Origin of the sequence: Methylobacterium brachythecii (assembly GCF_014196345.1) — a bacterium.
Lineage (GTDB): Bacteria > Pseudomonadota > Alphaproteobacteria > Rhizobiales > Beijerinckiaceae > Methylobacterium > Methylobacterium brachythecii.
The window spans coordinates 363,144-375,403 of record NZ_JACIDN010000007.1; the positions used below are offsets into that span (position 1 = coordinate 363,144).

Genomic DNA, 12,260 nt, shown 5'->3' on the forward strand with positions numbered 1-12,260 from the left:
AATGACGAGCCCATCTCACGATCCTGCCGCCTGTGGAACGCGATCGATCGCGATCGTCGCCGACGACGACGAGTTCTTCCGGATGGCCGCCTCGGCCCTGCTCGTGGGTCAGCTCGGCTTCGCGCGCGTCGTCGAGACGGCCTCTCTGGACGAGGCCCTGGCCGCCCTGGCGGATCTGCCCGACACCACGCTTGCGCTGTTCGACCTGCGCATGCCCGGGATGGCCGGTGCGGCTTCCCTGAGCGCGGTGCGCGAATGCTTTCCCGGCGTGAAGACCGCAATCGTCTCGGCCTCCACCGATCGCCGCGACATCCTGATCGCGCTCGCGGCCGGCAGCCATGGCTACGTGCCGAAGACCTTCGGTGCCGCCGAGCTGGTGAAGGCACTCGGCAGCATTCTTGCCGGCAACATCTTCGTGCCAGCCTTCCTCGCGGATCTGCCGGGGGGGGCGAGCACGGCATCGCCTCTCGCGGAGTCGAGCGAATCCAGCGGTGCCACGCTGACGCGACGTCAGCGCGAGGTCCTGGAGTTCATCGTCGAAGGGCGCTCCAACAAGGAGATCGCCCGTTCGCTCGATCTCGGCGAAGGCACCGTGAAGGTCCACGTCGCGGCTTTGCTGCGCACACTCGGCGTGGCCAATCGCGCCATGGCTGCCGCGGCGGGAGCGCAGGTTCTGCGAGGGGCCTAGGCCGAGCGGCCTAGGCCATCCCGGCTTCGCGGTTGTTTCGATGGCAGCGGAGCAGTCCCGGGCAAACGCATCGATGTCGTTTGCGCCCCTGCAAGGCCTCGATTCGACTTACGATGACGGCTTTATCAGTCTTCTCCAATGCGAAGTCGTTGCCTGTTGGCGGAATGACTGACGATGACGGCGCGGCCGTCCCTGGCCTGATGGCCTAAGCCTTCGATCCTTTGGATACGATCGATCGCGGCAAGGTCCCCTTAACGCTGCGAGCCCGATCTTGCGCCCATCGCAAGTCTCGTGGCGTACCGACATGCACCGTGTTTCCACCTGCTTCGCAGCGGCCATGGCCGTCTGCGTCAGCCCTCCCGTTCGGGCTGCCGACTGGTACACCGGTGCGGTCGCGCCGGCCGACCGCGACGCCTGGATCGTCTCGGTCGACGCCTCCACGACCCTGAGCTCGCAGGGCTCGCAATTCGCCGGCGCGACCGTCACCGCCGCCCCACAGGACGACCTCCTGGTCAGTGGCCCGCGCGTGCGCCTCGACGGCCTGATCGGCTCCTACCGCACCGAGACTGGCAACGGCCGTAACGCGATCGGCGAGCAGGCCGAGGTCGCGGCCATGGCTGGCTATGCCTGGGTCATGCCCGACGCGGCGCTCTCGGCCTTCGTAGGCCTGAACGTTCGGCACAACGAGACCTCGCAGTTCGACAACTCGCTGCCCTCCGATAGCACGCGGGTCGGGTTAAAGACGGCGCTCGACTATTATGCGCGGCCGACCGCGTCCACGATGATCCACGCGACGGGCAGCTACTCTACCACCTTCAACGCCTATTACGGTCGCGTCCGCGCCGGCTTCGCGAGCGTGGCCGGCGGCTATATCGGGCCGGAATTCGCGCTGCTCGGCGACGATTACTATCGGCAGTGGCGTGCGGGCATTCATCTCTCCGGGATGCAATTCGGCGCGGTCCAGCTGGGCGTCTCGGCCGGCTACCTGCACGATCAAGCCAGCAAGGGCGGCCTCTACACCACCATTGATCTGCGGACGGGTTTTTGACCATGCGCGCGCTGGCACAAGGCGGCACCGGGGCGCCCTCGCTCACCACCCACCTGCGCAAGGCCTTCGGCCGCGCGGCGATGGGGCTCGTCTGGAGCGTCTGGTGCCTCTCGGCCGCCCTCGCGCTCGGCTACCTCACGCAGCCAGTCGGCGCGACGGCGCAGCTCGCTCTCTGCGCGGCGGCCGGCACCGGGATGATCGCCCTGTGGCTCTGCTGTCCGCAGCGGGGATTGCCGCGCATGGCCTTCCTGGCGCTCGGCAGCCTCGTCGTCGTCCGCTACGTCTATTGGCGTCTGAGCGGCACGCTGCCCGGCCTCGACGATCCGGTCAGCTTCGGCCTTGGCGTCATCCTCGCCTCGGCAGAACTCTACTGCGTGCTGATCCTCTCGGTCAGCCTGATCATCAACGCGGAACCCCTGGAGCGCGCCGCCGCGCCGTCTCTCTCGGACGAGGCGTTGCCCACCGTCGACGTTTTCATCCCGAGCTACAACGAATCGACGCAGATCCTCGCGGTGACCCTCGCCGCAGCCCTCAACCTCGACTATCCGGCGAGCAAGATCGCGGTCTGGCTGCTCGATGACGGCGGCACCGACCAGAAATGCGCCGATGCCGATCCGGCGAAATCCGCCGCTGCCCGAGGGCGCCGCGCCGAGCTGCAGGCGCTCTGTCGGGATCTCGGGGCGCGCTACCTGACGCGCGCCCGGAACGAGCACGCCAAGGCCGGCAACCTCAATAACGGGCTGAAGGCCTCGACCGCCGAGATCGTGCTCGTGCTCGATGCCGACCACGCGCCCTTCCGCTCGTTCCTGCGCGAGACCGTCGGCCTGTTCTCCACCGACCCGCGCCTGTTCCTGGTGCAGACGCCGCACGTCTTCCTGAACCCCGACCCGATCGAGCGGAACCTGCGCACCTTCGCGAGCATGCCGTCCGAGAACGAAATGTTCTACGCGGTCACGCAGCGCGGCCTCGACAAGTGGAACGGCTCGTTCTTCTGCGGCTCGGCGGCGCTCCTGCGGCGCGAGGCCCTCGACGAGGTCGGCGGCTTCTCCGGCATCACCATCACCGAGGATTGCGAGACTGCCTTCGAGCTGCATTCGCGCGGCTGGACCAGCGCCTTCATCGACAAGCCGCTGATCGCCGGCCTCCAGCCCGAGACATTCGCCGATTTCATCGGCCAGCGGGCGCGTTGGTGCCAGGGCATGTTCCAGATCATGATCCTGAAGAACCCGCTTGCGAAGCGTGGCCTGAAGCCGATCCAGCGGCTCGGTTACCTCTCCAGCATGGCCTATTGGTTCTTTCCGCTGCCGCGCCTGATCTTCATGCTGGCACCCCTGCTGCACATCTTCTTCGACGTGAAGATCTTCGTCTCCTCGATCGACGAAGCCCTGGCCTTCACCGCGACCTACGTCGTCGCGAACATGATGATCCAGAACTACCTCTACGGCCGAGTGCGCTGGCCCTGGGTTTCGGAGCTCTACGAATACGTCCAGGGCGTCTACCTCGCCCGCTCGATCGCCTCGGTGCTGGTCTCGCCGCGTAAGCCCAGCTTCAAGGTCACCAACAAGGGCGTCAGCCTCGAGGCCGACCATCTCTCGCCGCTGGCCTGGCCGTTCTTTGCGATCTTCGGCGCCCTGGCCGCGGGCTGCGCGACGGCGGCCTGGCGCTACCTCTACGAGCCCGGCGTCACCAGCCTGATGCTGGTGGTGGGCCTGTGGTGCCTGTTCAACCTCGTCATCGCCGGCGTGGCGCTGGGCGTCGTGGCCGAGCGCCGCCAGGCCGAGCGCAGCCCGAGCCTGCCGGTCGCTCGCCGCGGCCGGGTGACGATCGGGAGCCTTGCCTTCGACGTCGCCGTCCAGCGCGCTTCCTCCGATGGCTGCACCCTGCGCCGTTTCGACGGCACGCCCTGGCCGGAAACCACGGGTGCCCTCGGCAGCCTGACGCTGCAGCCGCGCGCCGATGGTGCGGCATTTGAGGCGCTCGTCTTCCGGGTCAGTGGCGGAGTCGAGGGCGATTTCGGTTCGGTCGCCTTCGAGCCGATGGCATCCGGTGAATTCCGGGCCCTCGCCGAGCTAATGTATGGCGATGCCGACCCGCTGCGCGGCTTCCTCGCCTCCCGCCGTCGCTACAGGGACCTGCTGACCGGGTCGCTGCGCTTCCTCGCCTGGGGTGTCACCGAGCCGGTTCGCGCGTTCGCCTATGCTGCCCGCGCCCTGCGCACCGAGACCAAAGCCGTCATCGAGACGGCGGCTATCGCGCCGGTCATCGAGAGCGTCACGGCGCCCGTCGCCGAGATCGTGCCTCTCGCCGTGCCGCGCACGGAAACAGCCGTGTCCGTCGATGTCGTCGTCGCGCAAGTCGCCCCGGTTGCCGCCTCGCCAGAGCCCGAGACTCCGTCGGCCGTGCCGCTGACCGCCGAGGCCTGGGAGGTGGCGATGCGGGCTCTGCTCGGCGTGGAGATGCCGGCGCCCGGCATGCGTGTCGACGGCCTCGATGCGAAGGAATGGCGCGCCTGCATCCATGCGCTCGCCGATGCCGAGCGTCGGATGGCCGCTCGCGACAAGGGGACGGTGGCCCCGCACGCCCCGGCGGTCGCGGAACAGGCCGCTCCGATCGTCGAAACCCACTCCGAACGCCGCGATCCGCAATCGCGCGGCGCCCGCTTCCGCAGCGCTGCCTGAGGTCGTCCGATGCGTTTCGTCTCACTACTGGCGCTCGCCGCCGGCCTGCTCTGCGCGGCCGGCGCCACCGCGCAGACCTTCTCGGGCCTCGGCCCGGCCCGCGCTCTGGTGCTTCCGCAAGACGCGGATGCCGCCCGCGCCACCGAAGCGGTCGTTCCTCAGCCGACGCCCCGCGAGCCCAGCTTGCGGCGTCTGCCGTCCGTCGCGCAGCCCTTGCGGATCTGGGGCGAGAACGGCGAGATCACCTGGACGTTCTACGCCACCGAGGCCGAGGCCAGGGCCGGAGGGCGTTTCCAGATCGGCTATCTGTCCGCCGTCTCGGTGCTGCCCGAGGCGTCCGCCCTGACGCTGCTGCTCAACGGCAAGGCGATCGGAAGCAGCGCTATCGACGGCGCCAAGGGCCTGCGCAGCGTGAGCGTCGAGGTGCCTCCGGGCGCGCTGTCGCACGGTTTTAATGCGCTGCGCATCGCCGTGGGCCAACGCCACCGCGTCGATTGCTCGGTGGCCGCCACCTACGAACTCTGGACACAGATCGATCCCGACAGCACTGGCTTCGTCTCCAGCGCCTCGGGTCTCGCCGAGCCGGCGGATCTCGCCGCCCTGTCCGTGGCGGCCGATGGCGCCATGCCGATCCGGCTTCTTCAGGCCGGCGATCGCCTCTCGGAGCGCGGTGTCGAGCAGTTGCTCGGCGCGGTTCAAGGCGTCGTGCTAGCCGGCCGTTTCACGCAGCCCGCTGTGGATTTCGGCCGCGCGGCGGAGACCGGCGACGGCCTCGCCGTCGCCGTCGGCACGGCCAACGACCTCGGCAAGACCCTCGACCTCGGCACCATTGCCGGCCCTCGCCTCATGCTGCTGCCGCGCACGGCCGAGCGCCGCCCGGTCCTCGTCGCCACCGGCGCCGACGAGGCGGAGGTGGCGCAGAGCCTCGCTGAGCTCGCGCGCCTGCACGCCGCCGCGCCGCGCGGAACGCCGACCGGCCTGCAGGCCGTCGCCGATGCGGGCGGCCGGCACGTCGAGGGTGGCGAGAGCCTCAGCCTCGGTGATCTCGGCTTCGCCGATGCCCATGTCGCGGCGCGCAGCCACCGCATCAGCTTCGATCTCGCCTTGCCCCACGACGTCATGGCGGCCGATTACGATCGCCTGACGTTGGAACTCGACGGGAGCTATCCGGCCGGCCTCTCCGCCGGCGCGCAGATCTCCGTCGAGATCAACGGCGCCAGCGCCGGCAGCACGCCGCTGGCACGGCCGACGGGCGAGAGCTTCCGCCGTCGCGCGCTCTTCCTGCCGCTGCGGCTGCTGAGACCAGGCCTGAATCGGATCGTCATCACCGCCGAGCTGCCGCGCGAGGAGGACAAGGCCTGCCCGGCCGAGACGGCGGCTCTGCCCGACCGGCTGACGCTACTCGCCTCGACCCGCCTCACCATCCCGTCGCTCGCCCGCATCTCGCGCCAGCCCGACCTCGCCGAGACGCTGTCCGCCGGGTTCCCCTATGCGGGGGCCGAGCGCCGGACCACGCTCGGCGTCCCGACGCCTGATCGCGACAGCATGGCCGCGGCGGCGACGCTCGCCGCCCGGCTCGGCCTCGCCGCCGGCCACCCCATCCCGTTCGGCTTCCATGCCGGGCGTATCACGGGCACGGGCCCCACCCTCCTGGTCTCGCCCGCGCCGTCCCTCGACGCGCCGACGGTGACGGCGGCGGGCCTCGACCCGCAGAACGTCCGCCAGGCCTGGACCGGACGCGAAGGCCTCGCCGCGGCGCAGGCCTCGTCGCCGGCCGCGCGGCGCAGGGCGCTCCGCCAGGACGGCGTCGCGGCCTGCCGCGCACGCCCGGCCGCCGCCACTCTCGCGGCCACGACCGAGGCCGGCCCCGATCTCGGCGGTGCCTCGGCGGTGCTGACGCAGGCGATCACCGGCCCCGCCTCGGACGACATCCTCACCCTCGTCACGGCGCCGAGCGCCGCGTCCCTCCGCGAGGCGGTGGATTGCCTGGTGCATCCGCGGGTCTGGAACCTGCCGCAGGGCCGTCAGGCCGTGCTCTCGGCCTCCGACGGCGCGGTGACGAGCCTCCCGGACGAAGCGCCCCGCTATGTCGCGACCATCGCCGCGTCCCTGGCCAATCTGCGCCGGATCGCGGCCGGCTGGCTCTCGCTCCATGCCGGCTTCTACGGCGCCTTCGCCCTTCTCCTCGCGGGCGGGCTCGCTGGCTCGACCCAGCTCCTCGTGCGCAATCTCGGCCGGAGGTCGAAGTGAACCCGTCGTCCTGTCCGGCCGATCGCCGCGCGCTGCCGCGACCGATGCTGATCGCCGCGATCCGCCTCGCCGCCGTCATCGCGCTGGCTCTCCTCGCCCTCGGCGGCACTGTGCGTGCGCAGACCGGTTCGATCCCGCTCGCGGGCAGCCTCGCCGATCCGCAGGCCTGGGCGGCCTACAAGGCCCGCTTCGTCACCGAGCAGGGCCGCGTCGTCGATACCGGCAATGGCGGCATCAGCCATTCGGAAGGCCAGGGCTACGGCATGCTGCTCGCCGTGGCCGCCGGCGACCGGGCTGCCTTCGAACGGATCTGGACCTGGACCCGGGCGAACCTGATGGTACGCGACGACCAGCTCATTGCGTGGCGCTGGGAGCCGGAGAAACGCCCGGCCGTCGCCGACATGAACGACGCCTCCGACGGCGACCTCCTCGTCGCCTGGGCACTCGCCGAGGCCTCCGAGGCCTGGCACGACCCCTCGCACAAGGCCGCGGGCCGGCGCATCGCGGTGGAGCTCGGGCGCAAGCTGATCCTGCCGCGCGCCGCCCACGGACCGCTGCTGCTGCCCGCCGTTTCCGGCTTCTCGGCGGAGGATCGCGGCGACGGTCCGGTGGTGAACCTGTCCTACTGGATCTTCCCGGCCTTCGATCGCGTCACCCTGCTCGCGCCAGAATTCGACTGGGCCGGCCTCGGCCGCAGCGGCCGCCGCCTGATCGCCGCCGCGCGCTTCGGACAGGCGCGCTTGCCGGTGGAGTGGGTCTCGCTGTCCGGCGAGGCGCCGCGCCCCGCCGAAGGCTTCCCACCGCATTTCGCCTACAATGCGCTGCGCATCCCGCTCTACCTCGCCATGGCGGGCGTGAGCGATCCCGAGCTCTACGCGCCCTTTCTCTCGCTCTGGGGCACGCCGGCCGCCGGCAGTCTCGGCCTCGTGGACACGGCGAGCGGGCGCATCACCGAACGCCTCGCCGAGACCGGCTACACCGCGATCCCCGCGCTCGCCGCCTGCGTCAGCCAAGGCACGCCATTCCCGGCGGCGCTGCGCACCGTGCGGGCCTCGTCCGAGCACTACTACCCCGTCACCCTGCATCTCCTGGCGCTCGCCGCCCTCAAGTCGAGGTTCCCCGCATGCGCGCCGCGCTGATCCTCGCCCTCCTCGCCGGAGGCCTGACACAGGCCGCCGCCGCGCCGGCGCCCCTCGACCGGCCCGACGAGGTCGCGCTCCGGTACTATGCCTCGCAGAAGCAGACGGCCCGCGTCGAGGCTGAGATCGAGCGCCTGCGCCGCCGCCATTCCGGCTGGCAGCCGCCGGCCGATCTCTGGACCGCCGAGCCGGGCGGTGAGGACGAAGGCCCGTTCTGGGACCTTCTCGCCGCCGGCCGTGTCTCGGAGCTGCGAACCGGCATCGCCGAGCGCGGCCGCACCGAACCGGGTTGGGCCCCGTCCTCCGCACTGAAGAAGGCGATTGCGCGCCGCGAGATGCGCATCGAGGCCCTCGCCCTTGCCAAGGCCGGCCGCTGGATCGATCTCGCGGGGCTCGCCGATGCCCGCCGCGCGGAGATCGATCCGGGCGAACCCGAACTGTCCTGGGCCGTCGCGGAGGCCTTCGGCCGGACTGAGCGCGGGTCGGACGCCTTCGCCCTCCTCAAACGCGTCATGGCCGCACCCGGAATCGGGCCGGACGAGCGCCGCGTCACGGTGCTCCGCGCCATGGCCATCCTGTCCATGGGCGATGTCGACCGCCTCGGGGAGGCTCTACGCCCGGGCGAGGCCGATTCGATCCGCATCGACCTGATCCGCGGACGGATCAGCGCCGTGCTGCACGACGAGGCGGGCCAGTTCGTCCCAGCCGACGACCTCACTGCCTTCGAGGCCTATGCCGAGGGCGCGCGCGACGCGAACCAGCCGGCGCTCGTCGCGTGGTACGCCTACAAAAGCCGCGATTTCCCCGTCGCCCTGGCCTGGTTCAAACGTGCCATCGCGCGGGGCGGGGATGCCATGGTGGCGCATGGCCTCGCCCATACCCTGCGCGAACTCGGCCTGCGCCGCGAGGCGGAGGACGTCGCCTATGCCTGGCGCGAGCCGCTCGTGAACAACATGCTGCTCTTCATCGACCTGCTGGAGACCGACCTCACCCGCGAGATCCCGCCTGCGATCGAGCCCGAGCGCCTGAAGCGCTACGCCCAGGTCACCGCCGCCACGGCCTCCGGCGAGGGCGCGCAGGCATTGGCCTGGTACGCCTACAACAACTGCCAGTTCGACGTCGCGCTGGGCTGGTTCAAGCGCGCCGTGGCCTGGTTCCCGAAGGAGGCGACCGTCTACGGCTACGCCCTGTCGCTGCGCCGCATGCGCCAGCAGCGCGCCTTCATCGAGACCGTGAACCGCTACGACGGCCTTTTTCCAAAGGTGGTCGACCTGCTGTTCCAGCCGCCGAGCGACCATCCGATGCCCTGCGAGCAGGCCCCGGCTCGACCGGTCGCCCAGGCCGTCTCGACGGCGCCAGTGACGGGTTACCTCGATCTCTCGGCGCGGGCCGACGGGACGGTCACGAGCCGGCGCGGACGGGTACCCGGCCCGGACGATCTCGCGGCCTCCGCCGGAACCGCCCCGCTCGTGCGCCGCAGCGACTTCCCCATCGCCGTCCTCATGGAGAACGACCTGCGTGTCGCCCCGACGGCCGCCGCCGATAGCCCGGCGGTCGAGCTGCGCTGGCCGGCCCACGCGATGGGGCGCCCCGCGACGATCGCACGGCGCGTGCCCGGCGTCGGCGCGATGCCCTACGAGCGCTTCGGCTTCTCGCTGATGCCGGCCTGGACCGGCGAGGAAGCCGCGAGCATGCCGACCGCCGCGCAGAAGCCCGCTCCGACAGGATCGCTCTGGTCCGACCAGCACCCCGCTTCCCAGACCCGTGCCGACGTCACGAGCACCGGATCGATCGAGCCTCTCACCTCCCGCCAGCGGAACCGCGCCCCGTGATCACCCGCCTGCTCCCCCTCCTCACCGCCTCACTCGCCCTCGGTGCCTGCAACGCGCGGACGCCAACGGCCTCGACCCCGGCGGCACGCTATGCGAGCCTCGATGCCACCCTCGACGGGCGTGCGGACACGACCTCCAGCCTGTCGGGCAGTCTCGAACCCGAGCGTCGGGCCAGTCCGGTCGCGATGATGCCGGCCTGGATCGGCAAGCCGATCCGTCTGCGCGAACACGACGATTCCGACACGTTCGAGCAGGCGGTCTCGCTCAGCCTGACGCCGCGCGGCGACACCCGCGAGAACCTGATCATGGTCACGGTTCCGCGCTCGCGCGCCGCCCTGGAGCGCTTCGGGAACGACTCGGCGAGTGTCATGGGCAAGCCCACCGAGCAGGGCATCCGCGCCGAACTCGAGGCCGTCTTCCCCGGCACGCCGATGCAGGTCGTCCAGCGTCCCGCCTCGAACGGCTACGGCCCCTATGGTCTCGCCATCGGCCGGAGCGCGGCAGGCGCGCGCTGTCTCTATGCGTGGCAGTGGATCGAGGAGCCGCCCGCGCTTCAGGCCGGGGAGAGCGGCCATGCGCCGTTGTCGCTGCGCGTGCGCCTGTGCCGGTCCGACATCACGTTGGAGGCGATGGCCGCGGCCGTGAACCAGCTCCGCCTTGTCCCGCGCTTCGAGGGGCAGCCGGTCGACGCGCCGCGCGTGGCGATGGTGCGGCCAGCCGCGCCGTCCCATGGCAAAGCGCGCCTCACGCGGGTCGCCGAGCGACGGGTCGTGCCTGAGGCCGCCCCGCGCGCCGAAGCGCCCCTCCTTCGCGCCGGCCCGCCGATCCAAGCCGTGCCCAGTTCCAACGGGCGGCGCTATCTCGGCGCAGATACATCCGCCAGCGCGAGCCCGATGCCGTCCTATGCGGCTCCGGCGGCTGCCGTCGGCATCAGCGCGGCGCGGGCGCCCCTCGTCGGCCTAGGCGGTCGGGCTGCGCCGGCCGCTGGAACGATGACCGCCGACCTTCCGCCCGAGGCCTATCGCGGGCCTGCCTCCAACCCGACCCGGTAACGAGCCTCAGCGGGATTGCATCCATGTCGATCGAGCAGACCGAAACCGGGATCAACGACGCTACCCAGGGCACGCGCATCCTCCTGATCGAGGACGATCCGGATACCCAGGAGCTGATCCGCGCGCTCTGCGAGGGTCGCGGTGACAGCGTCGACACCGCAGCCGACGGCTTTCTCGGGCTGCGCCTCCTGAGCGAGCGCCGCCACGAGATCGTGCTGATCGACTATCACCTCCCCGAAATGGACGGCTACGCGCTCGCCCGCTTGATGCGCGAACTCGGCCGGCCGGAGGGCCGCCTGCGCCTCGTCGGCGTCACCGCGGACCGCCACGGGCTCGCCTCGCGCCGGGGCGCCGACACGCTGTTCGACGCGATCCTGGTCAAGCCGCTGGATCCGCAGACCCTGTTCGTCACCCTCGACCGGCTGACGCAGCCGGAGGCGATGGCCGAACCCGCCCACCCGGCCGACGAACTCTGGCGTCGGCGAGGCCTCTCGGCCCGGCCGCGCGCCATCCTTTGCCCGCCGCCCTCGGCGAGCGAGGCAGAGGCCGTCGCGCAGGCCTTTTCCCTGGCCGGACCCTCGACCGAAGCGAGCGTCGTGCTCGTCAGCGACGAATCCGGGCTGGAAGGCCTGCGCGGCCTGCGGGCGGAGGGCGCGAACGGTCTCTTGCCCGCCTTCGATCTGACGGGCCGTCTCGGCGCGTCCTGCGATGGCGTCTTCCAGGTCGGCAATCCGGAGTCGTGGACCGCTTTGGCGCAGACGGTCGCTGCCTTCGGCCAGCGCGGCGCCGCCCTGGCGCCCGGCACCCGGAGCGCGAGCGACGCGAGAACGCGCCTCGCCGCCCTGATGTTCGTCGCCGATCGCGAGTTACGGCTCTCGGCAGGGGATGAGGCCACGGCCCTCGCTTACGAGACAGGCCATTCCAAGACGTCGCTGATGGCCGCCGTGCTCCAACTGATGGAAGCCGGGACGGTCACCTGCCAGCCCGTCGCGGGCGGCGTGTCGGCGAGGCTGACTCAGGCTGGCCGTGACACCCTCACCATGGGTGATCGGGAGCCTGAACCCAGTCGGAGGGCTTCGCGTCCGAACGAAGCCGTGCCGCACCCGCTCGATCGCCCCATCGAGACTCTTTCAAGCGCCGCGGCGGCGATGTCGCTGAACGTCAGGAGGCTCGAGGAACTGAACGGCCTCGTCGGCTCCCAACGGATCGACGTGCTGCTCGCCCGCCTGAGCAAAACCCTGGACACCGCCTTCGAGGGCGCGAGCGACAGGCAGGCCATCGCAGGGCAGGCCCACACTCTCATCTCTTCGGCCGGCAATCTCGGCTTCGATGATCTCGCCCACACCTGCCGCGCGCTTCAGGAAGCGATAATGGCAGGACGCGATGAAACTCCGTATCTGCGCGCCGCGAGGCGCGCGGCCAGCGACGCGAAGACGCATTGCACTCAAGGTCTGGCATTGTTGATGCCGGTGCAATGAATTGTGACATCCGCATCTTTGTCGAGGCCGCGCGATCTCGCTCGCGGTCGCTCTGGCGCCCCGCGTCAGGCCCCGACATTGAGATCGATTTCGCG

General features: G+C 70.9%; 8 protein-coding genes. All 8 read left to right on the plus strand.

All coding sequences use genetic code 11. The annotated features are described in order from the left end of the window. The first annotated feature begins 1 nt into the window (after position 1). Positions 2 to 688 (plus strand): LuxR C-terminal-related transcriptional regulator, encoded by a 687-nt coding sequence (locus tag GGR33_RS19575; RefSeq protein ID WP_183508330.1) that lies wholly within the window; start codon positions 2 to 4, stop codon positions 686 to 688. Between the two features lie 304 nt (positions 689 to 992). Further along, positions 993 to 1,736 carry a cellulose biosynthesis protein BcsS gene (gene bcsS, locus GGR33_RS19580; RefSeq protein ID WP_183508332.1) on the plus strand — a complete coding sequence of 248 codons (744 nt, stop codon included), beginning with the start codon at positions 993 to 995 and terminating at the stop codon, positions 1,734 to 1,736. An 80-nt stretch (positions 1,737 to 1,816) separates the two neighbouring features. Continuing rightward, on the plus strand, positions 1,817 to 4,414 hold the full coding sequence (gene bcsA / locus GGR33_RS19585) for a UDP-forming cellulose synthase catalytic subunit (RefSeq protein WP_183508389.1): 2,598 nt from the start codon (positions 1,817 to 1,819) through the stop codon (positions 4,412 to 4,414). A gap of 9 nt (positions 4,415 to 4,423) precedes the next feature. Next, the gene (locus GGR33_RS19590) at positions 4,424 to 6,664 is read left to right on the plus strand and encodes a cellulose biosynthesis cyclic di-GMP-binding regulatory protein BcsB (protein ID WP_183508334.1); all 2,241 of its coding nucleotides are present in this window, start codon (positions 4,424 to 4,426) and stop codon (positions 6,662 to 6,664) included. 44 nt (positions 6,665 to 6,708) lie between these two features. Further along, positions 6,709 to 7,803 (plus strand): family 8 glycosyl hydrolase, encoded by a 1,095-nt coding sequence (locus GGR33_RS19595; RefSeq protein ID WP_183508391.1) that lies wholly within the window; start codon positions 6,709 to 6,711, stop codon positions 7,801 to 7,803. Continuing rightward, positions 7,788 to 9,635, plus strand: coding sequence for a hypothetical protein (locus GGR33_RS19600; protein ID WP_183508336.1), 1,848 nt, complete (start codon positions 7,788 to 7,790; stop codon positions 9,633 to 9,635). Before GGR33_RS19595 ends, GGR33_RS19600 begins: the two co-directional genes overlap by 16 nt. Further along, positions 9,632 to 10,687 (plus strand): cellulose biosynthesis protein BcsN, encoded by a 1,056-nt coding sequence (gene bcsN / locus GGR33_RS19605; protein WP_183508338.1) that lies wholly within the window; start codon positions 9,632 to 9,634, stop codon positions 10,685 to 10,687. The genes GGR33_RS19600 and bcsN overlap by 4 nt, the downstream gene beginning before the upstream one ends. 23 nt (positions 10,688 to 10,710) lie before the next feature. After that, positions 10,711 to 12,165 (plus strand): response regulator, encoded by a 1,455-nt coding sequence (locus GGR33_RS19610; RefSeq protein ID WP_183508341.1) that lies wholly within the window; start codon positions 10,711 to 10,713, stop codon positions 12,163 to 12,165. Positions 12,166 to 12,260 lie beyond the last annotated feature (95 nt).

Bases quoted from the DNA above. Each gene is read 5' to 3' on its own strand.
- GGR33_RS19600 (WP_183508336.1), top strand. From the start codon at position 7,788: ATGCGCGCCGCGCTGATCCTCGCCCTCCTCGCCGGAGGCCTGACACAG.
- GGR33_RS19575 (WP_183508330.1), top strand. From the start codon at position 2: ATGACGAGCCCATCTCACGATCCTGCCGCCTGTGGAACGCGATCGATC.
- GGR33_RS19590 (WP_183508334.1), top strand. From the start codon at position 4,424: ATGCGTTTCGTCTCACTACTGGCGCTCGCCGCCGGCCTGCTCTGCGCG.
- bcsS (WP_183508332.1), top strand. From the start codon at position 993: ATGCACCGTGTTTCCACCTGCTTCGCAGCGGCCATGGCCGTCTGCGTC.
- bcsA (WP_183508389.1), top strand. From the start codon at position 1,817: ATGGGGCTCGTCTGGAGCGTCTGGTGCCTCTCGGCCGCCCTCGCGCTC.
- GGR33_RS19595 (WP_183508391.1), top strand. From the start codon at position 6,709: ATGCTGATCGCCGCGATCCGCCTCGCCGCCGTCATCGCGCTGGCTCTC.
- GGR33_RS19610 (WP_183508341.1), top strand. From the start codon at position 10,711: ATGTCGATCGAGCAGACCGAAACCGGGATCAACGACGCTACCCAGGGC.